A 25,433-nucleotide genomic window follows, 5' to 3' on the forward strand; every position below is an offset into this window, starting at 1 on the left:
GGCTGCATCCTAGGTTCGGCGCAGCCGTACCCCCCGGACGGAGTGGCCGGAGCCCTTGTGGAGGATCAGGCCGGCCCGGTGGCGGGTGGGGGCGATGTTCTCCACCAGGTTGCGCTCGTTGACGTCCCGCCAGACGTCCTCGGCGAACGCGGTCGCCTCCTCGTGCGACAGCTCCGCGATGTGCCGGAAGTAGGACTTCGGGTCGGAGAAGGCCGTACGGCGCAGCTTGTGGAAGCGCTCCACGTACCAGGTGCGGATGTCCTCCATGCGCGCGTCGACGTAGATGGAGAAGTCGAAGTAGTCGTAGACCGCCAGGGCGTCCGGCGGCGCGGGCTGCAGGACGTTGAGCCCCTCGACGATGAGGATGTCCGGCCGGTCCACCGTCTGCGCCGCGCCCGGCACGATGTCGTACTCCAGATGGCTGTAGACCGGCGCCTCCACCGAGGGGCGGCCCGCCTTCACGTCGGCCACGAAGCTCACCAGCGCCCGCCGGTCGTAGCTCTCCGGGAAGCCCTTGCGGTGCATGATCCCGCGCTCTTCGAGCACCTTGTTGGGATACAGGAAGCTGTCGGTGGTGATCAGATCGACCCGTGGGTGCTCGGGCCAGCGGGCGAGCAGCGTGTGCAGCAGCCGCGCCGTGGTCGACTTGCCGACCGCGACGCTGCCCGCGATGCCCAGCACGTACGGCGGGGGCGCGTCCTGCTCGCCGAGGAACGCGCCGACGGCCGCGCCGCGCTGCCGCGAACCCGTGAAGTGCAGGTTCAGCAGCCGGGTGAGCGGCAGATAGATGTCGGTCACCTCGGACAGGTCGATCGGGTCATGGACGCCGCGAAGCTCCTCCAACTCCGCCTCGGTGAGCGTGAGCGGTGTGTTCTTGCGCAGGTCAGCCCACTGCTCGCGGCTCAGCTCGACGTACGCGTCCCCATCTGCCACGACGGCAAGCGTAGCCATGGCGTCCCGGCGGCCCCACGCGGGGTGTGCACAGGCTGTGGACAAAAATCGATGGATTACTTCGGCGCGCGACGGGGAAGGGTTAAAGGCCCGTACGCTGGCGGTGTGATCGTGGGCATCGGGGTGGACGTGGTCGAGGTGGCGCGCCTGGGCGCGGCGCTGGAGCGCACCCCCGGCCTGCGGCGCCGCCTGTTCACCGAGGCCGAGGCCGCGCTGGCGCTGGAGTCGCTGGCCGCACGCTTCGCCGCCAAGGAGGCCGTGGCCAAGGCCCTCGGGGTCCCGCCGGGGCTGCGGCACCTCGACGCGGAGGTCGTGCTCGGCGGGCGCGGCCGTCCCGAGCTGAGGATCACGGGCCGGGCGGCCGAGGTGGCCCGCGACCTCGGCGTACGCAGGTGGCACGTCTCCCTGTCCCACGACGGCGGGGTGGCGGTCGCCTACGTCGTCGCCGAGTCCTGAGCAGGGTCCTGAGCCGAGTCCCGAGCAGATCCCGAGCGGCACGGCCCGATCCCATGGAAACGGCGCCGTTCGTGCCCGCCACCGTGGGCGTGCGGTGATCGCCTTCGCCGTCGCGGCAGGCTACCGTCGGACCCATGCGGACCGCCTACACCTCCGAACAGATCCGCGCCGCCGAGCACGCGCTGATGGCGAGGCTCCCCGAGGGGACGCTGATGGACAGGGCCGCCGCCGGACTCGCCGCGGTCTGCGCGCACCTGCTCGCCGGCTCCCGCGGCCGGGTGTACGGCTCCCGCGTGGCGCTGCTCGTCGGCGGCGGCGACAACGGCGGGGACGCCCTGTACGCCGGCGCCCGGCTGGCGCGCAGGGGAGCGCGGGTGGAGGCCGTCCTCGCCGGTTCGCGCGCCCATCAGGGCGGTCTGGCCGCGCTGCGGGAGGCGGGCGGCCGGGCGCACCCGTACGACACCGCGCGGGCGCGCGAGCTGCTCGCCGGCGCCGACCTCGTGATGGACGGCCTCGTCGGAATCGGGGGCGGCGGGGCGCTGCGGGAGCCGTACGGGACGCTCGCGGAGCTGACCGCCGGGGCCGCCGGCCTGGTCGTCGCGGTCGACGTGCCCAGCGGGGTGGACGCGAGCAGCGGACGGGTCGACGGAGCGGCCGTCCGCGCGCACATGACGGTGACGTTCGGCGCGTACAAGGCCGGTCTGCTCGTCGACCCGGGAGCCGCGCACGCGGGCGCGGTCGAGCTGGTGGACATCGGCCTCGGGCCCTTCCTGCCGGATCCCGAGGTGGCCGCGCTGACCGGCGACGACGTGGCCGACATGCTGCCCCGCCCCGGCGCGGAGAGCGACAAGTACCGGCGGGGCGTGGTGGGGATCGCCGCGGGCAGCGACAGGTACACCGGGGCCGCCGTGCTCTCGGTCGGCGGCGCGGTGCGCGCCGGCGCGGGGTTGGTGCGCTTCGCGAGTTCGGCGGAGCCGGTTCGGCTGGTCAGGGCCCGGTGGCCGGAGGCCGTCACGACCGTGCTCGACCCGTCGCTGGTGCTGAAGAGCTCGCTGGACGAGGTCGGGCGCGTGCAGGCGTGGGTGCTCGGCCCCGGCCTCGGGACCGGCCCGGAGGCACACGCGGTGGCCCGAGCCGTGCTGTCCACCGGCGTGCCGGTGCTGGTGGACGCCGACGGGCTGACGCTCCTCGCCAAGGACCGCACGCTGCTGCGCCGGGCCGCCCCCACCGTGCTCACGCCGCACGCGGGGGAGCTGTCGCGGCTGCTCGGCGTGCCGCGCGAGCGCGTCGAGGCCGGGCGGCTCGAACACGTACGGCGGGCCGCCGCGGAGCTGGGCGCGACGGTGCTGCTCAAGGGCTCGACCACGCTCGTCGCCGAGGAACACCGGCCGGTGCGGGTCAACACGACGGGGACGCCCTGGCTGGCCACGGGCGGCACCGGCGACGTCCTGTCGGGCATCGCCGGCGCCCTGCTCGCCGCCGGGATGACGGGCTACGACGCGGCCTCGTGCGCGGCGTACGTCCACGGGCTGGCGGCGCGGATCGCCGCCGGGGGCGGCGCCACGGGAGGCGGGCAGGCGCCGATCGCCGCCCTCGACGTCGCCCAGACGCTCCCCGAGGCCCTTCGTATGCTCTGACGTGCGGCGTCAGGATGGGCGCATCCACCCGGGTCCACCTGACACACTGGAAAAATGAGCTTCTCGACGGTGCACTCCGCCACCCCGGCCGAGGCACGCGTGGACCTGTCCGCCATCCGGCACAACGTCCGGCTGCTCGCCGGGCAGGCCTCCGGCGCCGATCTCATGGCGGTCGTCAAGGCCGACGCGTACGGTCACGGCGCGCTGCCCGTGGCGCAGGCATGCCTGGAGGCGGGCGCGACCCGTCTCGGCACGGCCTTCGTCCGCGAGGCGCTTGCGCTGCGCGAGGCGGGTGTCACCGCGCCGATCCTGTCGTGGCTCATCACGCCGGGAGAGCCGCTGGACGCCGCGTTGCTCGCGGACGTCGAACTGTCCGCCGGCGCGACGTGGGTCGTCGACGACATCGTCGCGGCCGCCCGGCGCACCGGTCGTACGGCCCGGGTGCACCTGAAGGCCGACACCGGCAACTCCCGGGGCGGCGCCACCGTCGCCGACTGGCCGTCGCTGGTCGAGCACGCGCTCGCCGCGCGGGCGACCGGGGCGATCGAGATCGCCGGCCTGTGGTCGCACCTCGCGTGCGCCGACATCCCGGGCCATCCGTCCATCGCGCGCCAGCTCGCGACGTTCGAGGAGGCGGTCGCCGTCGCCGGCAAGGCCGGTGTGCCGGACGACGCGGCCCGCCACATCGCCAACTCCGCCGCCGCCCTCACGCTGCCGCAGGCGAGGTACGACATGGTGCGCCCGGGCATCGCGGTCTACGGTTTGAGCCCGGTCCCCGAGCTCGGCGACTTCGGGCTGCGCCCCGCCATGACGCTGACGGCCCGGCTCGCGCACGTCAAGCGGGTCCCCCCCGGCTCCGGTGTGTCGTACGGGCACCTGTACGTCACCGAGCGGGAGACCACGCTTGGCCTCGTCCCTCTCGGGTATGCGGACGGCATCGCGCGAAACGCGACCAACCAGGCGGAGGTGCTGGCGGCGGGGAGCCGGCGGCGGATCGCCGGCCGGGTGTGCATGGACCAGTTCGTCATCGACCTCGGTGACGATCCGGTGGAATCGGGGGACGAGGTGATCCTTTTCGGACCCGGGGACCACGGTGAGCCGACCTGTCAGGATTGGGCGGATTCCCTGGGCACGATTAACTATGAGATCGTGACGAGGATCGGATCCCGCGTGCCTCGCGTCCACCTGGACGAACGCTGAGCCGCGGCTGCGAGGAGGGCAGGCATGGGCACACGTCGCAAGGTCGGGATCGCCGGAGCGGTCTTCGGCGCGGCGTCGGCGGGGGTGGCCGCGGCCACGCTCGCCAAGAGGTACGCCGTCGGCCGCATCCGCCTGCGGCCGGACCTGGAGGCGAGTGAGCCCTTCGGCGAGCTACGTGGCCGCCAGGTGACGCTCACGACCTCGGACGGCGTGGAAATCCATGCCGAGATCGACGGTGTGGAGGACGCGCCGCTGACGGTCGTGCTGTGCCACGGCTACTGCCTCTCCTCGGACTCCTGGCACTACCAGCGGCGCGACCTGCGCGACTCCTATCGGCTGGTGCTGTGGGACCAGCGCTGCCACGGCCTGTCGGCCCGCGCCCCGGCGAGCGACTGCACCATCGAGCGCCTCGGCGAGGACCTCGCGCTCGTCCTCGACAAGCTCGTCCCCGGGCCGTGTGTGGTCGTGGGCCACTCCATGGGCGGCATGACGATCATGGCGCTGGCGGAGCGGCGGCCCGAGCTGTTCGGGGACAAGATCCGCGGCGTGTCGCTGATCGCGACCTCGGCGGGCAAGCTCGCCGAGCTCACCCTGGGCCTGCCCGCCCTGGTCTCCAAGCTCGTCAACCTCGCTGTGCCGCCCGCCGTGTCGGTCATGCGCAGGAGCGGCGCGCTGGTCGACCGGGGTCGGCAGGCCGGCACCGACCTGTCGTTCCTGGCGCTGCGCCACCTCGGGTTCGGCGATTCCAAGAACGTCAGCCCGACCGTCGTGGACTTCGTCGAGTCGATGATCAGGGCCACCCCCTCCGAGGTGATCGCCGACTTCTATCCGGCGCTGATGTCGCACGACAAGCTCACCGCGCTCGACGTGCTCAACAAGGTGCCCACCGCGATAATCGTCGGGGAGCGCGACTGGCTGACGCCGATCGACCACAGCAGGGCGATGGCGGCGGCCGCGCCGACCGCGCAGCTCACCACCGTGCCGGAGACGTCGCATCTCGTGCAGCTCGAACGGCCCGACACGGTGAACGAGGCGCTGCGCGAGCTGCTGAAGAGAGCCGAGAGGGGAAACACGTGACCACGGCTGAGTTCCGGGCCGCGACCGCCGAGGAGACGCGGGCGCTGGGCGCGCGGCTGGCCGCGCTGCTCGGTCCCGGGGATCTGGTCGTGCTGAGCGGGCCGCTGGGCGCGGGGAAGACGACGCTGGTGCAGGGCGTCGCGGAGGGTCTGAAGGTGCGCGGGCCGATCACGTCCCCGACGTTCGTGATCGCCCGGGTCCACCCGTCCCTGTCCGGCGGGCCCGCGCTCGTGCACGCCGACGCCTACCGCCTGGGCGGCACGCTCGAGGTGGACGACCTCGACCTCGACGCCTCGCTGGCGGAGTCGGTCACCGTGGTCGAGTGGGGCGAGGGCCTGGTCGAGGGCCTGTCGGAGGACCGCCTGGAGATCCACGTCGAGCGGGGCACCGAGGGCGAGGAGCGCCGCGTACGGGTGACGGGCGTGGGCTCGCGCTGGTCCGAGCTCTCCCTCGCCTGAAACGTCCTCCGCGAGCACGCATAAAGGCCGCAATCTGGGCTCTGACGTGCGGATGAGGACCTGTGGGGACAAGTCGGGCGTCGCCCGCGCACGATCCAGACCGGTCCGCCGCACATCCTTGACGCCTGTCCGCACACCTGTGGATCATCGGACGAAGGAAGATCCTCGGCCATGAGTCGGCAAGGATTTTCTGGGTAAGGGACCGGCGTGGAAGAGGTGTGCCGTTGAGCAGGATCACGCAGGTCGCCGTCGCGGGAGCCTTACTGTTCGGCGCGCTGGGCTGCACGGCGTCGGCCGAGACGGTTTCCGCCGACCCGACGATGACGCTGACCCCGGCCCTGCCGTCGCCGATCGTCTCGGTCAAGCGACAGGACGTGCGGGTGGAGGTCGATCCCAAGCGCGTCGTCGGCGGGTCGACCAAGAGCATCCACATCACCGCCAGGTGCCCGCTGCCCCAGGGTGGCACCGACTACCGGGCGACCGCCCGCTCCGACGCCTTCACCGGGCTCGTGACGCTGGTGGCCCCGGCGCCGCCGTCGGCCACCCCCGGTGCCGCGGCCGTGCCGATGGTGCGCGGCAGCGCGACCATCAGGGCCGGAGCCAAGGCGGGCGGCTACCGCGTGCAGGTGCGTTGCGAGGCCACCAACGACGTCGGCAGCGCGTCGTTCAGGGTCGTCGCGCCGGAGCCGGACCGCACCGAGGACCACACGAGGATTCCCACCCGGGCGCCGCACGCGGGCGGCGGCGGCACGGCGGCCGGGGGCCCCACGGACGACTCAGGCCTGCCGACCGGCGTCACCGTCGTCGTGCTCCTGGCCGTGCTCGGCGTCGGCATCGGCGTGGCCCGCAGGCGCTCCGGAGCCTGACCTTGGCGCTGTCCACCCGGGGGGTGATCATCGCCGGGGTGGTCACCGGGCTCGTGTTCGCCGCGGTCGCCGGCGGCAAGGGGGAGACGGACCGGCCCGCCGCCAGGTCCTCCGTCGTCCCCAAGCGCATCGACATCCCTGCGCTGCGTCTCAAGGCACCCCTGATGAAGCTCGGCCTGTCCGGCGAGGGCGACGTCGAACTGCCGCCGTTCGACAAGCCGTCCACCGCGGGCTGGTACACGGGCAGCGCCGTGCCGGGTGACCCCGGCGCCTCCGTGATCATCGGTCATGTGGACACCAAGACCGCCCCCGCCGTGTTCTACCGGCTGCGCGACCTGCGCGAGGGCGCGGTCGTGAAGGTGGTGCGCAGCGACGGCAAGACCGCCTCCTACCGGGTCGACTCCGTGGAGCGCGTGCCGAAGGACGACTTCCCGGCCGAGCGCGTCTACACCGAGGACGGCCTGCGCCTGATCACCTGCGGCGGCGACTTCGACTGGTCCCGGCACGAGTACCGCGACAACGTCATCGTCTACGCCTCCCTGATCCGCGACGCCTGACATCGGGGCCGGAAGGAGCGGCGGAATGGCCCGGGTGTGGTCGTCCGCCTCCGCACAGCGACTACGCTTGACCTTCGTGCTTGTCTTGGCCTTCGACACCGCCACTCCCGCCGTCACCGCCGCGCTGCACGACGGCGAGCGTGTGGTGGCAGAGACGACGACGATCGACGCGCGGCGGCACGGGGAGCTTCTGGCGCCCGCCGTCGAGCATGTCCTGCGCGAGTCCGGTGTGACGCTCAAGGACGTCACCGCCATCGTCGCGGGGACCGGCCCCGGGCCGTACACCGGTTTGCGGGTCGGCCTGATGACCGCGACCGCGCTGGCCCTGACCGCCGGTGTGCCGGCGTTCGGGGTATGCACGCTCGACGCCCTCGCCTACGCCGCGCGGGAGAGCGGGCCGTTCCTCGTCGCGACCGACGCGCGCCGCAAGGAAGTCTTCTGGGCGCGGTACGGCGACCCGCGCACGCGGCTCGACGGGCCGCGCGTGGACCGGCCGCACGACCTGCCCGCGGAGCTGCCCGTGATCGGCGCCGGCGGCGCCATGTACGCCGACGTCATCGGCCCCGGCCGGGTGCGCGGTCCCGAGCATCCCTCGGCCGGAGCGCTCGCCGCCCTGGCGGCCGAGCACCTCGCGACGCTGAGCGAGGAGGAGGCGGCGGAGATCGCCCGGGTGCCCGAGGGACGCGTGGACTCGGTCGAGAAGGCGCGGGAGCTGGCCGTGCTCGGCCCGCCGCGGCCCATCTACCTGCGGCGTCCCGACGCGCAGGTGCCCGGGGCGCCGAAGCGGGTGACGGCGTGACCCGCCGCGGGGACACACCGTGAGACAGGCCGAGGCCGTCCTGCGCCAGATGACCCATGAGGACGTGCCCGCCGTGATGGAGATCGAGCGGACCACGTTCCCCGCGGACGCCTGGAGCGAGGCCATGATGCGCGGCGAGCTGGCCGACCAGCCGCGCACCCGCCACTACGTCGTCGCCGAGGTGGGCGACCGCGTCGTGGGGTACGCGGGGCTGGCGGCGGCGGGCGACCAGGCCGACGTCCAGACGATCGCCGTTCTTGCCGGCCACCGGCGCGCCGGCATCGGGACCGCGCTGATGGACGCGCTGCTCGCCGAGGCCGTACGGCGCGGCATGGCCTCGGTGTTCCTGGAGGTGCGCGCCGACAACCCGCCCGCGCAGGCGATGTACGAGCGGTTCGGCTTCCGGCGCCTGGGACTGCGACGGCGCTACTACGACGACGGGACCGACGCCATCACGATGGTGAAGGACCTCGGGCCACAACCCGAGAGCAACTGAGCGAGCCGGAGGAGCGCGCCGGTGTCCGGACTGAGGAGCCGTGCGGGAGCGAAGCGACCAAGCGGTGACGAGGGAAGACAGCGGTTGACGCTCCGATGGGCGAAGCGGGAAACACGAGAGATGAGGGGCGAGCATGAGCGGGCATGACGAGCCGATCGTGCTGGGGATCGAGACGTCCTGCGACGAGACGGGCGTGGGCATCGTCCGGGGGCACACGCTGCTGGCCAACACCATCGCCTCCAGCATGGACGAGCACGCCCGCTTCGGCGGCGTGGTGCCGGAGGTGGCCTCGCGGGCCCATCTCGAGGCGATGACGCCCACGGTCGAGAGCGCGCTGGCCGCCGCGGGGCTGCGGTTCTCCGACATCGACGCGGTCGCGGTCACCGCGGGCCCGGGCCTCGCGGGGGCGCTGCTCGTCGGCGTGGCCGCCGCCAAGGCTTACGCGCTGGGGCTCGGCGTCCCGCTCTACGGGGTCAACCACCTCGCCGCGCACGTCGCCGTGGACCAGCTGGAGCACGGCCCGCTGCCCAAGCCCTCGATCGCGCTGCTGGTCTCGGGCGGGCACTCCTCGCTGCTCCTGGTGCCCGACGTGGCGCAGGACGTGATCTCGCTCGGGTCCACCGTGGACGACGCGGCCGGGGAGGCGTTCGACAAGGTGGCCCGGGTGCTCGGCCTGCCGTTCCCGGGCGGGCCGTACATCGACAGGGCCGCCCGCGAGGGATCGGGCACGGCGGTGGCGTTCCCCCGCGGCAAGTACGACGACGGAACCCTCGACTTCTCCTTCTCGGGCCTGAAGACGGCCGTGGCGCGGTGGGTGGAGGCGCGCGAGGCGGCGGGCGAGCCGGTGCCCGTGGCCGACGTCGCCGCGTCGTTCCAGGAGGCGGTCGTGGACGTGCTCACCCGCAAGGCCCTGCAGGCGTGCGCCCGCTACGACGTGAAGGACCTGCTGATCGGGGGCGGCGTGGCCGCCAACTCCCGGCTGCGGGCGCTGGCCCAGGAGCGTTGCGACGCCGCCGGGGTGCGCCTGCGGGTGCCGCGGCCCGGTCTGTGCACCGACAACGGCGCGATGGTGGCGGCGCTCGGCGCCGACCTGGTGTCGGCGGGCGTCACACCCTCCACCCTGCAGATACCGGCCGACTCGTCGCTCCCGATCACCGTCGTCAACGTCTGATCGCGCAAGCCCGCGGCGCCCCGGGGGAGCCGGTGCTCAGTCGGTGTGGCCGCGGGCGGGACGCAGGAGGACCTCGGCGAGCGCCAGCATGGTCTCCTCCAGCGCGGCGAGACGCCGGGCCACGTCGCCCCTGGCCGGTTCCATGGCGCGGGTGACCGCGTCCGAGACGGTCTCGGCGATCTGCTCACGATCCGGCCTGCCGCGCACCGCCTCGGCGAGGGGCGCCACGGCCCCCGCCGTCAGCGTGAGATCGGCGTTCATGCCCGCGATGGTGGTGCTCATCTCGTCCACGCCGGCGGCGACGTCCCCGACGCCGGCGCTCAGCCCGGCGACCGTCGCGTTCATGCCGTCCACGGCGGCGCCCAGCCCCGCCACGGTGGAGTTCGCGCCGTCCACGGCGGCGCCGAGCGCGGTCACCGTGGCGTCCATGCCCTCGACGGTGTGACCGAGACCGGCCACCGTGCCGCGGAGCTCTCCGATGCCGAGATCGGCGGGCAGGCTCCCGACACGCTCGCCGACCGTCTCGACGCCGCTCCGCACCGCCTCGACCCGGCCGCCGACCGAGTCGAGCCGTTCGACGACCACGGCCTCCAGGTGCTCGGTGCGCTCGGTGAGCGCGGCGATGGCCTTGTCGAGCCGGGTGAAACGCCCGGCGGCGGCCTCCATGCTCCCCTGGAACTTGCCGAGCCGGTGCGCGAAGTCGGTCATGCGGTCGGCGAGGCCCTGGGTCCGTCCGCCGGCCTCGTCCACGTGGTCGCGCAGCAGTTCCACGTGCTGGGCCAGTCCCTCGGCCCAGGCGGGCGGTCTGGCGTTCATGTCGTCGAGCCGCTGGGTGATCGCCTCGAGGGCCGCGCCGAGGCCGCCCAGCTCGCGCTCGCGCACCTCGCGGAGGAGCCACTCCATGCCCTCCAGCCGCTGGCGGATCTCGTCGAGCACGGCGCCCTGCGTCCGCTGCTCGTAGACGTGGTCCTGCGCCGCACGGGCGAGCAGTTCGCGCATCCGGTCGGAGATGGCGGTCTGGCTGCCCGCCTGGAGGAGGTTGTGGCTGGAATGCTCCACCGAGAATGCTCCTTCACTCGCCGAAACGTCGGTTCGGCCCGGTCTCGCGCAGGATGAACGAACAGGCGGCACGCCCGACGGCCAACTTTAGGCCCTGACCCGCGGTCATCAGGGGTGGAATGAGAAAGGCGCCAGTTGCCGGTGAATTACTCCGGTTTCACGCGTCGTCGCTGGTCACGGGCTGGCAAAGCAGGGCGAACGGCCGCTCTCCGATGCGAGTCAGGACAATCACCAGGGAATTGTCGCCGGAAAGCCGCAAATCCTTGCGCAGCCGTTCCACGTCGACGGCGGACCCGCGTTTCTTGATCGTGACCGCGCCGACGCGCCGTTCGCGCAACGCCGCTCGCAGCCGTTTGAGCGAGAACGGCATGACGTCCGTCACCTCGTAGCAGGACGTCCACTCCGTGCGTACGAGACGATCGCTCGTGATGTAGGCGATCTGCGGATCGACGAGGCGGCCGGACACGAGGGCGGCGACCTCGGCGACCAGGTGGGCCCGCACCGCGGCGCCGTCGGGCTCGTAGAGGTAGCGGCTCACCGGCCCGGTCTCCGCCTCGGCGCCGGAGGCCGTGAGCGTGGCGCCGGACGGCAGCAGGGTGGCGCGCCGGCCGCCCGTCCCCATCCCGGTCCAGATCGCCGCCTCCTTCACCTCGCCGCGATACGACACCCACTCGGCCTCGGCGCCCTCCGGGATGAACTCGTACGGGATGCCGGGGGCCACCTTCAGACAGGCCGCCGGGGCGCGGGCCACCAGGTCGAGCACGACCGGCCAGGTGGGGGAGTACGCCATCGGGTCGAAGGTCCGTCCCCGCGCCCCACGCCTGGCGGGATCGGCGAACAGCAGGCCGTAGCCGCCGGGGTCGGCCAGCGCGGCGTCGCCCGTACGGACGCCGGCCAGGGAGGACAGGCCGAGCGCCGCCGCGTTGGCGCGGGCGACCTCCACGGTCAGCGGGTCGAGGTCCACGGCGTCCACGGCGCAGCCCGCCCGCGCCAGTGCGAGGAGATCGCCGCCGATCCCGCAGCAGACGTCGAGCACGGCGGGGCCGCCCGCAGGACCGCCGGTGGCCCGGATCCGGGCGGCGCGGTGTGCGGCGACCTCGGGGCGTGTGGCCTGCTCCAGCCCGTGCGGGGTGAAGTACATGACGGCGGCGTCGGGGCCGAACTTGGCCTCGGCCCGCCGCCGCAGCGACGCCTGGGTGAGCGCCGCCGCCGCCAGGTCGGCCGGATGACCGCGGCGCAGCGCGCTCGCGGCGGCTACCGGATCGGCGCCGCCGGCGAGTATCGTCACGGCCTCGTCCAGGGCCCCGCGCCCGGCGGGCGTGAGCAGCATGCGGAAGGCGTCCAGGTCCACGCCCGCGACGCTACCGCCTGCCCGGCGCGTACGTCGGCCGCGGACGTCGCCCTGTGGACGACCGCCGGAGCGGACGACGGCGGGGGCGGCGCCGGGACGGCCGGAGCCGGCGGAACGGCAAGGCGCGCGGGTCGTGCCCGGTCAGCAGGGGCGGACGTCGCCGAGCGAGGCGAGCAGCTTGCAGAGCAGCCCGGACAGCTGGGCCCGGTCCTCGTCGGTGAGGCCGGCCAGCAGCCGCTCCTCGTTGGCCACGTGACCCGCCAGCAGGGCGTCGACCACCGCCCGGCCCTCGTCGGTGAGGGTGATCAGGACCATGCGGCGGTTGGACGGTGAGACCTCCCGGCGCACCAGTTCCTTGGCGACGAGGCGGTCCACCCGGTTGGTGAGCGCCGCCGAACTGACCATCGCGGCGGTGGCGAGGTCGCTCATGCAGAGCCGGTGATCGGGATTGGACCGGAAGAGAGTCGCGAGCACGTCGAACTCCCACGGTTCCAGGTCATGTTCGGAGAAGTACTCCTTGATGCCCTTCTCCAGCAGCCGGGACGCGCGGGAGATCCGCCCGGCCACCCCCATCGCCGTACAGTCCACGTCCGGGCGCACCCGGGCCCACTGGCTGAGGATCTGGTCGACGGCGTCGTTGCCGGTGGCGCCGGTGCACGTGTCTTCGCCGGTGGTGTCTTCGCCGGTGCAGGTGGTGTCGTCCACGAGGGTGTCGTTCATAGCGCGCGCGGCCTGGGTCCTCCGCCGCTCCTCCTCCACCGGCCATCGTAACCGAAGCTTCGACGTTGAAATATGGACGGGGCATGCGCTACCGTCTGCGTCGAACAGTAAAGCATCGAAATGTTCGAGGTGGAAGAGAATGAAGGTCCTGCTGCTCGGCGCGACGGGGTACATCGGATCGGTGCTGGCGGAGCGCCTCGCCGAACACGGCCATGAGGTCGTCGCGCTCGTCCGTCCGAAGGCGCGCGACGCCGCCGTACCCGGCGAGGTGCGCCACGGCGACATCCACGAGCCCGAGACGCTCCGCGCGGCGGTGACGCCGGACATCGACGTCGTCGTGCACGCCGCCAACCCCGTCGGAGACGAGGCGGTGGACGTCGCGGCGATCGAGGCGCTGGCCGGCGGTGGCGCGCGGCTCGTCTACACCAGCGGCGTCTGGGTGCTCGGCACCACCACGGAGGCGGCGGGCGAGGACGCGCCGCCGAACCCCATCACCCTGTCCGGCTACCGGCCGCGGGTGGAGGGGCTGGTGCGGGACGCGGGCGGCGTCGTCGTCAGGCCCGGCATCGTGTACGGCCGGGGCGGCGGCATCCCCGGGCTGCTCGCCTCCCCCGAGGGGGAGGACGGGCGGTACGTCCACGCGGGCGGCCCGGCCCCGACCTGGCCGGCCGTCCACGTCGACGACCTGGCGGACCTGCTCGTGCTCGCGATCGAGAAGGCCGAGCCGGGGAGCCTCTTCCACGGTGTCGCCGAGGAGGCGGTGAGCGTCGCCGACGTCGCGGCGGCGGCCGGCCGTACGGGGAAGGCGGTGCCGTGGCCGATCGGCGAGGCGAGCGAGGTGCTCGGCCGTCCGTTCGCCGAGGGCCTGGCCCTGAGCCAGGTGGTGAGCGGCGACCTCGCCAGGAAGGTCCTCGGATGGCAGCCGAGCCGCCCGGGCATCGTCGACGACGTGCGCTCCGGCTCGTACGCCTCCCGCGTCTGACCTGCGATGCCGGTTCGTGTTGACTGTCACGCGCCACTTGCATACTGTTTCGTGTTGGCACTCTGCCATTGAGAGTGCCAACAGCGACGAGACAGGTCTGACACCCGCGACGGCAGGCCGCTGGTCGCCTCTTCAGCTCATTCATCGCAATCTGAAGGGGAGGTCCGATCGTGACGACCGCCACCAAGGTTCCCGTTAAGCCGCTCGGCGACCGCATCGTGGTCCAGCCGCTTGAGGCCGAGCAGACCACCGCCTCCGGCCTGGTCATCCCGGACACCGCCAAGGAGAAGCCGCAGGAGGGCCGCGTCCTCGCTGTGGGTCCGGGCAACTGGGACGAGGACGGCGAGAAGCGCATTCCGCTCGACGTCAAGGAGGGCGACGTCGTCCTCTACAGCAAGTACGGCGGCACCGAGGTCAAGTACGGCGGCGAGGAGTACCTGGTGCTCTCGGCCCGTGACGTGCTCGCCATCATCGAGAAGTAGGCCGCGTCGGCCAGTGGAGCCCCGGGACACGCGCCCGGGGCTCCGCGCGCTCACAAGGAGACCTGAATGCCGAAGATCCTGGAGTTCGAAGAGGACGCGCGGCGCGCTCTCGAGCGTGGTGTCAACGCTCTCGCCGACGCCGTCAAGGTGACGCTCGGCCCCCGTGGCCGCAATGTCGTCATCGACAAGAAGTTCGGTGCCCCGACGATCACGAACGACGGTGTGACCATCGCTCGCGAGGTCGAGCTGGACAAGCCGTACGAGAACCTGGGCGCCCAGCTCGCCAAGGAAGTGGCGACCAAGACCAACGACATCGCGGGTGACGGCACCACCACCGCGACCGTCCTGGCCCAGGCCATGGTCCGCGAGGGCCTGCGCAACGTCGCGGCCGGCGCGCAGCCGCTGGGCCTCAAGCGCGGCATCGACAAGGCCGCCCAGGCCGTCAGCGAGCGGCTGCTCGGCAGCGCCCGCCACGTCGAGGACAAGAAGGAGATCGCCAACGTCGCCACGATCTCCGCACAGGACGCGAAGATCGGCGGCCTGATCGCCGAGGCGTTCGACAAGGTGGGCAAGGACGGTGTCATCACCGTCGAGGAGTCCAACGCGATGGGCCTGGAGCTGGAGTTCACCGAGGGCCTCCAGTTCGACAAGGGCTACCTGTCGCACTACATGGTGACCGACTCCGAGCGCATGGAGGCGGTCCTCGAGGACCCCTACATCCTCATCACCCAGGGCAAGATCTCCTCCATCGCGGACTTCCTGCCGCTGCTGGAGAAGGTCGCCCAGAGCAAGCGCCAGCTCCTGGTCATCGCCGAGGACGTCGAGGGCGAGGCCCTGGCCGTCCTGGTGACCAACAAGATCCGGGGCACCTTCACCTCGGTGGCCGTCAAGGCCCCCGGCTTCGGCGACCGCCGCAAGGCCATGCTGCAGGACATCGCCATCCTCACCGGTGGCCAGGTCGTCAGCGAGGAGATCGGCCTCAAGCTGGAGCACGTCGGCCTCGAGGTGCTCGGCACGGCCCGCCGCGTCGTGGTCAACAAGGACACCACCACGATCGTGGACGGCGCCGGCGACGCGCAGGCGATCGAGGACCGCGTCCGCGAGATCAAGGTCGCGATCGAGCAGTCCGACTCCGACTGGGACCGCGAGAAGCTCCAGGAGCGTCTCGCGAAGCTGGCGGGTGGCGTGTGCGTGCTGCGCGTCGGCGCCGCGACCGAGGTGGAGCTGAAGGAGAAGAAGCACCGCCTCGAGGACGCGATCTCCGCGACCCGCGCCGCGATCGAGGAGGGCATCGTCTCCGGCGGTGGCTCCGCGCTCGTGCACGTGTCCAAGGAGCTCGACGACCTGGGCCTGACGGGCGACGAGGCCACCGGCGTCTCGATCGTCCGCAAGGCGCTGATCGAGCCCGCCCGCTGGATCGCCGAGAACGCGGGCCTGGAGGGCTACGTCGTCACCACCAAGATCGCCGCGCTGAACGCCGGTGAGGGCCTCAACGCCGCCACCGGTGAGTACGGCGACCTGGTGGCCCAGGGCGTCATCGACCCCGTCAAGGTGACCCGCTCGGCCGTGCAGAACGCCGCGTCCATCGCCGGCATGCTGCTCACCACCGAGGCCCTCGTCGTGGACAAGCCCGAGGAGGAGGCTCCGGCCGCCAACGGCGGTCACGGCCACGGTCACGGTCACGGCCACTGATCGAGGCCGGGCGGCCCTCCCGGCCGCAGGCCCCGTAGCATCCCGCGCCCCGCGCCCGCCCGTAAGGGCGGACCGCGGGGCGCACCGCTTTTCCTGCCTCCTGCCCGTTCCGCGCGCTCGGGACGGCCGCCGGGGCCGAAGCCGGGGCCGAAGCCGGGCCGCGGGCAATGGCAACGACCGGCATACTTCTTTTTCCCTGTCAAGCCGTCAGGCATATATATGTTGTTTTGGGCATTACGGTTGGAATGTTCCAACGGGCGAGTGGTCAAATGATTACGGACCGTTATCGACGCGTCAATGTGACCAATCCGTAGCCGTTAACCATGACGACATCAACGATCGCGACGGGCATCATGCCTAACGTGACCGAGGGATGCGTCGCCGACGCCGCAACTGGGGTAAGGCTTGCGACGAGATCGGATGAGTCCGACCTCAGGGAACTGACCAGCCTTGCCGTACAGGGAGATCGCACCGCGATCGAATCACTGCTGGGACATCTGCGCCCGATGGTGGTCCGGTACTGCAGGGCTCGACTGGGCAGGGTGTCCGGTCAATACCACATCGCCGACGACGTGGCCCAGGAGGTGTGCATCGCGGTGCTGTCGGCGCTGCCGCGCTACCGCGACATGGGCCGTCCGTTCGCGTCGTTCGTCTTCGGCATCGCCTCCCACAAGGTCGCCGACGCCCTGCGGAGTTCGGTCCGCTCGGCCGTGCCGACGCAGGACCTGCCGGACGGGCCCGACGAGGGCCCCGGGCCGGAGGAGACGGTGGTGCGCTACATCGAGGCGCAGCACGCCAGGGACCTGCTGTCCCGGCTCCCGGACACCCAGCGCGAGCTCCTCATTCTGCGGGTGGTCTCGGGCCTGTCCGCCGAGGAGACGGGTAATGTACTCGGCATGTCACCGGGTGCCGTCCGGGTCGCGCAGCATCGCGCGCTGGCGAGGCTCCGGCAACTGGCCGAGTTGGAGTCGATTGCGTGACCACGAAACGTCGTCGTACGGCCCGCCATCTGCGGTCGTACGGCGATGCCGACGTGGAGGGCGACGTAATGCGGACGGACGCCGTCCTCGACGCGCTCGCCCGCCGCGAGCCGGTCGGCGGCACGGACGCCGCCGTCCGGTTGCTGGGCGCGCTCGTGGTCGACGTGGACAGTCAGCGGCTCTCCTCCGTGTCGATCACGCCGTCCACGTAGCCCCGGGCGTACTCCCAGCTGACGTAGTCGGCCGGATCGGGCTGGTAGGCCGGCTCGTGGACCTGCGGCCGGCCGTTGTCGATCATCTGGCGCAGGTTGCCGCGCAGCAGGTCCCAGTCGAAGTAGTGCTGCTCGCCGCACTCCGGGCAGTCGAGGACCAGCCCGAGCACGCCCTGGGGTTCGAGCAGGGAACGGAAGACCTCCACGTCGGCGAGATCGGTCAGCGCCTCGTCGCGCTCGGCGAGCGTCAGCGGCTCCACGTCGTCGGGCGTGCCAAGCTCCGCCGCGGGGTCGTTGGGGTCATCCGCGAACGGGTCGCGGGGGACGTCTTCCAGCACGCATCCCACCTTATGACCACCGCCCCCTCCACGAGGATAAGTGCGCTTCATCTGCTCGTCGGGCCGTGGCCCTGGACTTCGGTGTCACAGCCTCGGCGGCACGAACCTCGGTGACACAGGCCTCGGTGACATGGACCCGGGCGTCACAGCCAGCCCCGGCGGGCGGCCTCCACCCCCGCCTGGAACCGGGACTGCGCCCCGAGCTCCGACATCGCCTCGGCGAACCTGGCCCGCACCGTGCGCACGGACACCCCGAGGTGGCGGGCGACGGCATCGTCGGACAGGCCGTGGGCGGCCAGCCGTAGCACCTGCAGCACGCTGCTGTGCGGGGAGATCGGCGCGGCCCGGGCCCACAACTCCTCGAACAGCGCCCGCAGCGCCCCCACCGCCACCGGAGCGTGGACCAGGTAGCAGTTGTAGGAGTGCTCGGGCAGCGGGACGCCCCACTCGGCGGGCAGCCCCGCGGCGCCGTCGCCCAGCGCGAAGAACCAGCTCGGCACCGCGTCGAGGGCACGCAGCCTCGCGCCCGCGGCGGAGAGCCGCCCGCACACCTCCCGTACGGCGGGCGAGGTCAAGGCGTCGAGCGCCACGACCATCCGCAGGCGCAGGATGCCGTCGGCGGCGGCCTGGAGCCACTGGCCGCCATATCCGTCCGCGAACCGGGCCATGGTCCGGTGGTCCGGCACGGCCATGACCAGCTCGGCGGGGGGCGCCTGCAGCGCGAGGCCGATCACGCTCTCGCACAGCTCGTCCGCACCGCTCATCGGCTCGACCGAGAACCGGCCGCTGCGCCAGTCGCGGCCGGCGTCGTAGTGATGGGCCAGGCGTCCGGCCGCGGCGAGCACCTCGTCGATCTGGCGGGTCTCCCTGGCCATGCGGTCCAGTCTCTCGGCCACCAGCCGTCCGATCGCCGCGGCCGGATGCCGCGCGAGGAACTCCTCCCGCCGCCGGTTCACCGCGCCGAGCCGTACGAGCTCGTCCAGGCCGTCGAGCACGTCCTCGGCGGGCCGGCCGACCGCCTCGGCCAGCTCCGTCAGCGTGGCGCGGTGCAGCCGCAGCATGGCGGTGTAGAGGGCCGCCTGGTCGGGGGAGAGCCCCAGGCTTTCGAGGGGGCCGGTCTGTGGATCGGCGTTGCGCGTCGTACTCATGCTCGCTCCGTCGGTGGTCACGCTGGTCGCACAGCGCTGATCACATTGCAGATCACATTGGCCGCAGTGGTCGCACCGGTCGCATTGGCCGCGCTGGTCCATCGGGCGAAAACGTTTCCCGGCGTCCGGCGCCCCGACTTCCGCCTCATCTCGCCTCGCTCCGCGTGAGAATAGCGCGGCTTTTCCTTGTTGTCCGTCCTGTTCACACATTCGGCCCGGTTGGATGTGGCGGCTTTTGTATGGATGTGAGGGATCGCATTTTGTTTCGGTCGCAGTTTCGAAAGCGCGAAATGCATCTTTGTGCAGTTGCACGTTACGCCATTGCGCATGGACGCTGTGTGACGCATCCTTGACTCAGCGTTAGCCGGGAACGCCGCGTCTGCCGGGCGCGGAGGGGGGCTCGACGGCGTGGCGGGCGCGACGCGCGGAAGTGGGGGGACCGGAAGCCGGTCCCCCCACTTTTGTGCCGTCCCTCTTGACAGGTCTGCCGGATGCGGTTTGGGGCGGCCACTAGACTGACCTCGGGTCTGGCGAGGGACCCACGCGCGAGGGACCCACAGCGCAGGAGGGGTGCAGCAGATGGCCAAGTTCACCGAACCGGGACTCACGTTCGACGACGTGCTCCTCGTTCCCGCCTATTCGGACCTGCAACCGGGGGAGGCCGACACGGCGACGCGGCTGTCCCGGAGCATCACCCTGCGGATCCCGCTGGTGTCGGCCGCGATGGACACGGTCACCGAGGCGCGCATGGCGGTCGCCATGGCGCGGCAGGGCGGCATCGGCATCCTGCACCGCAACCTCTCGATCGAGGAGCAGGCGCAGCAGGTCGACCTGGTCAAGCGGTCCGAGGCGGGGATGGTCACCAACCCCGTGACCTGCTCACCCGAGGACACCCTCGCCGACGTCGAGCGGCTGTGCGCCACCTACCGGATCTCCGGGGTCCCGGTCACCGACGCGGACGGCGTGCTCGTGGGCATCGTCACCAACCGGGACATGCGGTTCGAGAGCGACCAGAGCCGGGCCGTGCGCGACGTCATGACCCCGATGCCGCTGGTCACCGCGCCGGTGGGCGTCGACCGCGACGAGGCGTTCCGGCTGCTGCGGCAGAACAAGGTCGAGAAGCTCCCGCTCGTGGACGAGGCCGGTCGCCTGCAGGGCCTCATCACGGTCAAGGACTTCACCAAGAGCGAGCAGTACCCGATCGCGACCAAGGACGCCGACGGCCGCCTCATGGTCGGCGCGGCCGTGGGCGTCGCCGGCGACGCCGAGGAGCGCGCCATGACGCTGATCGAGGCGGGTGCGGACGTCATCATCGTCGACACCGCGCACGGGCACTCGCGGGGCGTGTGCGACATGATCGCCAAGATCAAGGCCAACGGCCGGGTCGACGTCATCGGCGGCAACGTCGCCACCCGCGCGGGCGCGCAGGCACTGGTCGACGCCGGCGCCGACGCGGTCAAGGTGGGCGTCGGGCCCGGCTCCATCTGCACCACCCGGGTCGTCGCGGGCGTGGGCGCCCCGCAGCTCACCGCCATCTACGAGGCGGCGCTGGCGTGCGGTCCCGCGGGCGTCCCCGTCATCGGCGACGGCGGCCTGCAGTACTCGGGCGACATCGCCAAGGCGCTGGCCGCCGGGGCCGACACGGTCATGCTGGGCTCGCTGCTGGCCGGCTGCGAGGAGTCGCCCGGCGAGCTGATCTTCATCAACGGCAAGCAGTTCAAGTCGTACCGGGGCATGGGCTCGCTGGGCGCGGTGCGCAACCGCGAGCGCGGCGGCGCGTCGTTCAGCAAGGACAGGTACGCGCAGGCCGAGGTGTCCGGGGAGGACAAGTACATCCCCGAGGGCATCGAGGGCCAGGTGCCCTACCGCGGCCCGGTCGCGGCGGTGGCCCATCAGCTGGTCGGCGGTCTTCGGCAGGGCATGTGGTACACCGGCTCCCGGACGATCCAGGAGCTGCACGAGAAGGCGCAGCTCATGCCGATCACGGCGGCCGGGCTCAAGGAGAGCCACCCGCATGACATCCAGATGACGGTCGAGGCCCCGAACTACCACGGGCGATAGTTCGTACCGGAAGAAACGGAAAGAACAGGCGATATGACACAGGTGGAGATCGGGCGCGGCAAGAGCGGACGGCGTGCCTACGCGCTGGACGAGATCGGCATCGTGCCCTCCCGGCGCACCCGCGACCCGGAGGAGGTGTCGATCTCCTGGCAGATCGACGCCTACCGGTTCGACTCTCCGCTCGTGGCGAGCCCGATGGACAGCGTCGTGTCGCCGCAGACGGCCATCGAGATCGGGCGCCTGGGCGGACTCGGCGTGCTCGACCTCGAAGGGCTCTGGACCCGCTACGAGGACCCGGCGTCGCTGCTGGAAGAGGTGGCCACCCTCGACCGGGAGGCCGCGACCCGGCGGCTGCAGGAGATCTACACCGCGCCCATCAGGGACGAGCTGATCGGCCGGCGCATCGAGGAGATCCGCGCCGCCGGCGTCACCACCGCCGTACGGCTGTCGCCGCAGCGCACCGTGCAGCACCACAAGGCCGTGATCGACGCGGGCGTGGACATCTTCGTGATCCGCGGCACCACGGTCTCCGCGGAGCACGTGTCGGGCCGGGCCGAGCCGCTCAACCTCAAGCAGTTCATCTACGAGCTCGACGTCCCGGTCATCGTGGGCGGCTGCGCGACGTACACGGCTGCGCTGCACCTCATGCGGACCGGCGCGGCCGGCGTGCTGGTCGGCTTCGGCGGCGGCGCCTCGCACACCACCCGCAACGTGCTGGGCGTGGTCGTGCCGATGGCCACCGCGATCTCCGACGTGGCCGCGGCCCGCCGCGACTACATGGACGAGTCGGGCGGCCGGTACGTCCACGTCATCGCCGACGGCGGCATGGGCGGCTCCGGCGACATCGCCAAGGCGATCGCCTGCGGCGCCGACGCCGTCATGGTGGGCTCGCCGCTCGCGCGGGCCAGCGAGGCCCCCGGCCGCGGGTTCCACTGGGGATCGGAGGCCCACCACCCCGAGCTGCCGCGCGGCAAGCGGGTCGAGTTCGGCACGATCGGCACGCTGAAGGAGATCCTGCACGGCCCGTCGTCGCTGGCCGACGGCTCGATGAACCTGCTCGGCGCGCTGCGCCGCACGATGGCCACGGCCGGATACTCCGACCTCAAGGAGTTCCAGCGCGTCGAGGTGGTCGTCGCCCCGCCGCAGCGCTGAGCCGTCACCCGGAGCGGGGCGTGGCCCCGCTCCGGACATTCGGCCCCCGCTCAGGGCACCCGGCTCCCGTACAGGACACCGGGCGCCGCGTCAGCGGCCGCGCGGGGTCACCAGGCCGGACTCGTAGGCGAAGACCACGAGCTGCGCGCGGTCACGGGCGTGAAGCTTGGCCATGGCCCGGTTGATGTGGGTTTTCGCGGTCATCGGGCTGATCATCATGCGGTCGGCGATCTGGTCGTTGGACAGGCCGTGGGCGACCAGGGCCACGGCCTCGCGTTCGCGGTTGGTCAGTTCCTCCAGCTCCACGTCGGCGTCCGTCTGTAGCGGCTGGGTGACGTACCGGTCGATCAGCTTGCGGGTGATCGACGGTGCGAGCAGGGCGTCGCCGCGCGCGGCGACGCGGACGGCGTGCAGGAAGTCTTCCGGCACGATGTCCTTGACGAGGAAGCCGGCGGCGCCGGCGCGCAACGCGTTGAAGACGTACTCGTCCAGGCCGTAGTTGGTCAGGATGACGACGTGCACCCCGGCCAGGGCCGGGTCCGCGGCGATACGCCGGGTCGCCTCGATGCCGTCGACGACCGGCATCTGGATGTCGATGAGAGCGACGTCGGGCAGGTGTTCCCTGACCAGGGCCAGGCCCTCCATCCCGTCGCCGGCCTCGGCGACCACCTCGATGTCGTCTTCGAGGTCGAGAAGCGCGCGGAATCCGCTGCGAAGGAGCGGCTGGTCGTCGACCAGCAGGACCCGGATCACGGCGTCCGATCCACCGGGAGTTCGGCGTGCACGGTGAAGCCGCCCTCGCCGCGCGGCTCCGCGCGCAGGTGACCGCCGAGGGCGGTGACCCGTTCGCGCATGCCGAGCAGTCCGACGCCGGGCATTGGCGCGGTGCCGGGCGTGGCCTTTCCGTCGTCGTCGACCCGTACGACCAGGGCGCCCGGACGGTAGTCGATCCGGACCGCCGCGGTGGTGGCGGACGCGTGCCGGGCGATGTTGGTCAGTGACTCCTGGACGATCCGGTACGCGGTCCGGTCCACCGCGGCCGGCACGTCGTCGCGGTGTCCCTCGATCGTCAGGGTCGCGTCGAGGCCGGTCGTCCGGGCCCGTCGCACCAGTTCCGGGACGTGGTCGAGCCCGTGCGCCGGGTTCTCGCCGTCGTCACGCAGCGCCTCGAGGGTCGCCCGCAGTTCGCGAGCCGCCTCACGGCCGGCCTCCCGGATCGCCAGCAGGGACTCCGGCACCTGTTCACCCCGCTTGCGTGCCACGTGCACGGCGACCTCCGCCTGCACCTTGATGACCGAGATCTGGTGGGTCAGCGAGTCGTGCAGCTCCCGCGCGATGTGCAGCCGCTCCTCGTCGGCCCGGCGCCGCGCGGTCTCCTCACGGGTGCGCTCGGCCTCCTCCGCCCGGCGCTCGGCCTGCCGCAGCGCCTCACCCGCGGCGCCGGCGGCGATCAGCCAGGCCAGTTCGAGGGCGCCGCGGGCCTGCGCGAGCGCCGCGCCCGTGTCGTGCAGGCCCGACGCCAGGGCCGCGAGGGCGAGAGCGGCCGGCATCGTCACACTCGCCGCCACCGTGACGGCGCGGTGTCCCGCCCGCATCGCGGCGTACACCGCGAACAGGTACGCGACGGCGGGCACGTCGAAACCGGCCGCCTGGTAACCCACCGCGCACAGCCCGGTGACGGCCAGGACGGGAACCGGCGCCCTGCGGCCCGCGGCCAGTGCCAGGCCGCCGGCCGCCAGCAGCGTGTAGCCGACCGGATCGAGGTCGGTCGCCTGGTGCTGCTTGGACAGCCCGGTGACCAGCAGCGTCGCCGCCACGCAGACGGCGATCGCCCAGTCTCTGACACCGGACCGGACTGTCCTCATGCGCGCACCCTAGCCGGATGCCGGCGCGGGAGGCTCCTCCGCGCGGATGATCGGTCGCCTACCGCGTCCGCGGTACTTCCACCGCTCCTGCGGCCTCCGCGGCAGCCGGGTGCGGCGTCGGCGGCAGCGCCGATCGCCCGCTCGCGGCGGACGACCGGCGGCGGGTCCGGCGGACATGCTCGGGTGACGTCCCGTCGTACGAGGAGAAAGAGCACCTCATGCCCGTCCGTCACCTGTTCGCCGCCGCCTCGACCGCCCTGCTCGGATATGCCGGTCGGGCCACGCCGTCGGCGGCGCATCTCCTGGTCCAGCCGGCCGGCGTCGGCGCCTACACCATGACCGCCGGACGTCTCTGGGCCCTTGCGGCCATGCTGCTGGGGCTGGTCGGCGTGGTCGTCGGCGGGCTGGCTCTGGCCCGCGCCGCCGGCCGTATCGGTATCGGCGACGCGAGAAGCGGGGCCGTCGTGGCCCTGGTGGCCGGGCTGGCCGGCACGGTCATCGGCGGGCTGGTCGTGGCCGCCGCCGACGGTGGTCCCGGCACGGGCTACGGAATAGTCGGGGGCTACCTCGCCCTGGTGGTGGGGCCGGTCGGCGCGGTCGTCGGCGGGCTGGCCCTGACCCGCGTCCGACGCACCGGCTGACCGGCCGATAGCCGTCCACGGGGGGTCCTCAGCGAAGGGCGCGTACGTGGGTGGGCACCAGGCACGCCGCACGCCCGAGCGTCGCGATGAAGGCGGCGGCGAGGGGATCGGGACGGCCCCGCGTGTAGGCCGTCATGACGCGCTCCACGGGCGGCCGGGGCCACAGCACGCGTCCGTCGAAGTGGGGCGGGATGACGTTGGCGGGCACCAGGGTGGGACCCAGCCCGGCGGCGGCGAGGACGGGCGCGGCGGCGGTCTGTTCGGTGCGTACGGCGGCCCGCGGCTGGAAACCGGCCGCCGCGCACGCCTGGTCGAGGATCTCGCCGAGCCCGTTGCCCGGCGCGAAGTGCACCCAGTCGCGGTCGGCCAGCGCCGTCAGGTCCACAGTGTCCGCGCCGTGCACAACCTCCGCGCCGTGCACAACCTCCGCGCCGTCCGCGCCGTCCGCGGCGTGCGCGCTGTCCGTGCCGTCGGTGCCGTCCCCGCCCTGGACGCCGTCGGTGCCGTGGCCCGGGCGGCCCGCCGGGTCGTCGGCGGGCAGCACGACGAGGAACGGTTCGGTGCCGAGCGGCGTGACCGGGCCGTCCCAGTCGCGCGGGGCCGGCCCGATCGCGAGGTCCGCCTGGCCGGCCAGCATCGCCTCGCGCAACTGCTCGGCGTGCGGATGCTCGAACAGCCTGACCCGTACGCCGGGATGCGAGCGCCGCCAGGCACGGAGCGCGGGCGGCAGCACGCCGAGGCTCACCGAATAGAGGGTCGCGACCTGGAGCTCCCCGGTCTCCAGGCCGCCGGCCTGTCGTGCCGCGCACCGCGCCCGCTCCGCGTCGGCCAGCGCGGCCCGGGCGTGCGGCAGCATCGCCCGGCCCATCGCGGTGAGCCGTACCGCTCGGGGGAGACGTTCGAGGAGCGGGCCGCCGATGTCGCGTTCGAGCGCCCGCACCTGGTGGGACAGCGCGGGCTGGGACACGTGGAGGAGTTCGGCCGCCCTGGTGAACGACCCCTCGTCCACGATCGTGACCAGGTATTCGAGCTGCCGCAGGCTTGCCATGAAGAAATGTTATTGGATGTGTGAAAGGCATGTC

27 protein-coding genes are annotated in these 25,433 nt (G+C 72.5%); 18 read left to right on the plus strand and 9 right to left on the minus strand.

What is annotated here, in order from left to right; translation table 11 throughout:
* Positions 1-9: 9 nt before the first annotated feature.
* Positions 10-951, minus strand: a complete 942-nt coding sequence (gene coaA, locus HHX30_RS27990) for a type I pantothenate kinase (protein ID WP_169985206.1) — start codon at positions 949-951, stop codon at positions 10-12.
* A 105-nt stretch (positions 952-1,056) separates the two neighbouring features.
* Here coaA and HHX30_RS27995 point away from each other — a divergent pair, with 105 nt between their 5' ends.
* The 10 genes from HHX30_RS27995 to tsaD all read left to right on the plus strand — a co-directional run bounded on the left by HHX30_RS27995 (position 1,057) and on the right by tsaD (position 9,668).
* Positions 1,057-1,407, plus strand: a complete 351-nt coding sequence (locus tag HHX30_RS27995) for a holo-ACP synthase (RefSeq protein ID WP_310742200.1) — start codon at positions 1,057-1,059, stop codon at positions 1,405-1,407.
* Positions 1,408-1,541: 134 nt separating this feature from the next.
* Complete coding sequence (locus HHX30_RS28000; RefSeq protein WP_169985208.1) at positions 1,542-3,044, plus strand: NAD(P)H-hydrate dehydratase; 1,503 nt, start codon at positions 1,542-1,544, stop codon at positions 3,042-3,044.
* A gap of 54 nt (positions 3,045-3,098) precedes the next feature.
* On the plus strand, positions 3,099-4,244 hold the full coding sequence (alr, locus tag HHX30_RS28005; protein WP_169985209.1) for an alanine racemase: 1,146 nt from the start codon (positions 3,099-3,101) through the stop codon (positions 4,242-4,244).
* A gap of 24 nt (positions 4,245-4,268) precedes the next feature.
* Entirely contained in the window at positions 4,269-5,321 is a 1,053-nt protein-coding gene (locus HHX30_RS28010) for an alpha/beta fold hydrolase (protein WP_169985210.1), read from the plus strand.
* The gene (gene tsaE, locus HHX30_RS28015; protein WP_169985212.1) at positions 5,318-5,779 is read left to right on the plus strand and encodes a tRNA (adenosine(37)-N6)-threonylcarbamoyltransferase complex ATPase subunit type 1 TsaE; all 462 of its coding nucleotides are present in this window, start codon (positions 5,318-5,320) and stop codon (positions 5,777-5,779) included. Before HHX30_RS28010 ends, tsaE begins: the two co-directional genes overlap by 4 nt.
* A gap of 224 nt (positions 5,780-6,003) precedes the next feature.
* Positions 6,004-6,645 carry a hypothetical protein gene (locus tag HHX30_RS28020; RefSeq protein WP_169985214.1) on the plus strand — a complete coding sequence of 214 codons (642 nt, stop codon included), beginning with the start codon at positions 6,004-6,006 and terminating at the stop codon, positions 6,643-6,645.
* A 2-nt stretch (positions 6,646-6,647) separates the two neighbouring features.
* Complete coding sequence (locus tag HHX30_RS28025; RefSeq protein WP_169985216.1) at positions 6,648-7,202, plus strand: class F sortase; 555 nt, start codon at positions 6,648-6,650, stop codon at positions 7,200-7,202.
* Positions 7,203-7,278: 76 nt separating this feature from the next.
* Complete coding sequence (tsaB, locus tag HHX30_RS28030; RefSeq protein ID WP_169985218.1) at positions 7,279-8,001, plus strand: tRNA (adenosine(37)-N6)-threonylcarbamoyltransferase complex dimerization subunit type 1 TsaB; 723 nt, start codon at positions 7,279-7,281, stop codon at positions 7,999-8,001.
* A gap of 19 nt (positions 8,002-8,020) precedes the next feature.
* Positions 8,021-8,497 (plus strand): ribosomal protein S18-alanine N-acetyltransferase, encoded by a 477-nt coding sequence (gene rimI / locus HHX30_RS28035; protein WP_396705553.1) that lies wholly within the window; start codon positions 8,021-8,023, stop codon positions 8,495-8,497.
* A 133-nt stretch (positions 8,498-8,630) separates the two neighbouring features.
* The gene (tsaD, locus tag HHX30_RS28040; RefSeq protein WP_169985220.1) at positions 8,631-9,668 is read left to right on the plus strand and encodes a tRNA (adenosine(37)-N6)-threonylcarbamoyltransferase complex transferase subunit TsaD; all 1,038 of its coding nucleotides are present in this window, start codon (positions 8,631-8,633) and stop codon (positions 9,666-9,668) included.
* A 36-nt stretch (positions 9,669-9,704) separates the two neighbouring features.
* Here tsaD and HHX30_RS28045 read toward each other — a convergent pair whose 3' ends face one another.
* From HHX30_RS28045 to HHX30_RS28055, 3 genes are all read right to left on the minus strand, one after another.
* Positions 9,705-10,727 carry a hypothetical protein gene (locus HHX30_RS28045; RefSeq protein ID WP_169985222.1) on the minus strand — a complete coding sequence of 341 codons (1,023 nt, stop codon included), beginning with the start codon at positions 10,725-10,727 and terminating at the stop codon, positions 9,705-9,707.
* 157 nt (positions 10,728-10,884) lie between these two features.
* On the minus strand, positions 10,885-12,078 hold the full coding sequence (locus HHX30_RS28050; protein WP_311922893.1) for a THUMP-like domain-containing protein: 1,194 nt from the start codon (positions 12,076-12,078) through the stop codon (positions 10,885-10,887).
* 141 nt (positions 12,079-12,219) lie between these two features.
* The gene (locus tag HHX30_RS28055; protein ID WP_169985224.1) at positions 12,220-12,798 is read right to left on the minus strand and encodes a MarR family winged helix-turn-helix transcriptional regulator; all 579 of its coding nucleotides are present in this window, start codon (positions 12,796-12,798) and stop codon (positions 12,220-12,222) included.
* A gap of 139 nt (positions 12,799-12,937) precedes the next feature.
* On the opposite strand from HHX30_RS28055, the gene HHX30_RS28060 reads away from it, so the two are divergent.
* The 5 genes from HHX30_RS28060 to HHX30_RS28080 all read left to right on the plus strand — a co-directional run bounded on the left by HHX30_RS28060 (position 12,938) and on the right by HHX30_RS28080 (position 17,146).
* A complete protein-coding gene (locus HHX30_RS28060) occupies positions 12,938-13,780 on the plus strand; it encodes an NAD-dependent epimerase/dehydratase family protein (protein ID WP_169985226.1) in 843 nt (280 codons plus the stop codon).
* Between the two features lie 167 nt (positions 13,781-13,947).
* A complete protein-coding gene (gene groES / locus HHX30_RS28065) occupies positions 13,948-14,262 on the plus strand; it encodes a co-chaperone GroES (RefSeq protein WP_111699864.1) in 315 nt (104 codons plus the stop codon).
* Positions 14,263-14,328: 66 nt separating this feature from the next.
* A complete protein-coding gene (groL, locus tag HHX30_RS28070; protein WP_169985228.1) occupies positions 14,329-15,954 on the plus strand; it encodes a chaperonin GroEL in 1,626 nt (541 codons plus the stop codon).
* Positions 15,955-16,307: 353 nt separating this feature from the next.
* A complete protein-coding gene (locus HHX30_RS28075; RefSeq protein WP_169985453.1) occupies positions 16,308-16,934 on the plus strand; it encodes a sigma-70 family RNA polymerase sigma factor in 627 nt (208 codons plus the stop codon).
* The gene (locus HHX30_RS28080; RefSeq protein ID WP_169985230.1) at positions 16,931-17,146 is read left to right on the plus strand and encodes a hypothetical protein; all 216 of its coding nucleotides are present in this window, start codon (positions 16,931-16,933) and stop codon (positions 17,144-17,146) included. Before HHX30_RS28075 ends, HHX30_RS28080 begins: the two co-directional genes overlap by 4 nt.
* On the opposite strand, the gene HHX30_RS28085 is transcribed toward HHX30_RS28080, so the two are convergent.
* Together HHX30_RS28085 and HHX30_RS28090 are read right to left on the minus strand one after the other, a co-directional pair.
* Positions 17,107-17,484: a DUF5319 domain-containing protein gene (locus tag HHX30_RS28085; RefSeq protein ID WP_169951881.1), complete on the minus strand. Its 378-nt coding sequence runs from the start codon at positions 17,482-17,484 to the stop codon at positions 17,107-17,109. The two genes, HHX30_RS28080 and HHX30_RS28085, sit on opposite strands and share 40 nt — an antisense overlap.
* 143 nt (positions 17,485-17,627) lie before the next feature.
* Complete coding sequence (locus tag HHX30_RS28090) at positions 17,628-18,632, minus strand: LuxR family transcriptional regulator (RefSeq protein WP_169985232.1); 1,005 nt, start codon at positions 18,630-18,632, stop codon at positions 17,628-17,630.
* 579 nt (positions 18,633-19,211) lie between these two features.
* Between HHX30_RS28090 and guaB the strand changes: the two genes are divergently transcribed.
* Positions 19,212-20,693 carry an IMP dehydrogenase gene (guaB, locus tag HHX30_RS28095; protein ID WP_169985234.1) on the plus strand — a complete coding sequence of 494 codons (1,482 nt, stop codon included), beginning with the start codon at positions 19,212-19,214 and terminating at the stop codon, positions 20,691-20,693.
* A gap of 33 nt (positions 20,694-20,726) precedes the next feature.
* On the plus strand, positions 20,727-21,845 hold the full coding sequence (locus HHX30_RS28100; RefSeq protein WP_169985236.1) for a GuaB3 family IMP dehydrogenase-related protein: 1,119 nt from the start codon (positions 20,727-20,729) through the stop codon (positions 21,843-21,845).
* Between the two features lie 90 nt (positions 21,846-21,935).
* Here the strand turns inward: HHX30_RS28100 and HHX30_RS28105 are convergent, their stop codons facing one another.
* The gene (locus HHX30_RS28105) at positions 21,936-22,598 is read right to left on the minus strand and encodes a response regulator transcription factor (RefSeq protein ID WP_169985238.1); all 663 of its coding nucleotides are present in this window, start codon (positions 22,596-22,598) and stop codon (positions 21,936-21,938) included.
* Positions 22,595-23,710, minus strand: a complete 1,116-nt coding sequence (locus HHX30_RS28110; RefSeq protein ID WP_169985240.1) for a sensor histidine kinase — start codon at positions 23,708-23,710, stop codon at positions 22,595-22,597. The genes HHX30_RS28105 and HHX30_RS28110 overlap by 4 nt, the downstream gene beginning before the upstream one ends.
* A 218-nt stretch (positions 23,711-23,928) precedes the next feature.
* Between HHX30_RS28110 and HHX30_RS28115 the strand changes: the two genes are divergently transcribed.
* Positions 23,929-24,351 carry a DUF6223 family protein gene (locus HHX30_RS28115; RefSeq protein WP_169985242.1) on the plus strand — a complete coding sequence of 141 codons (423 nt, stop codon included), beginning with the start codon at positions 23,929-23,931 and terminating at the stop codon, positions 24,349-24,351.
* Between the two features lie 28 nt (positions 24,352-24,379).
* On the opposite strand, the gene HHX30_RS28120 is transcribed toward HHX30_RS28115, so the two are convergent.
* Positions 24,380-25,399: a LysR family transcriptional regulator gene (locus tag HHX30_RS28120; RefSeq protein ID WP_169985244.1), complete on the minus strand. Its 1,020-nt coding sequence runs from the start codon at positions 25,397-25,399 to the stop codon at positions 24,380-24,382.
* Between the last annotated feature and the right edge of the window lie 34 nt (positions 25,400-25,433).

The organism is Microbispora sp. H10836 (assembly GCF_012999525.1).
Taxonomy (GTDB): Bacteria; Actinomycetota; Actinomycetes; order Streptosporangiales; family Streptosporangiaceae; genus Microbispora.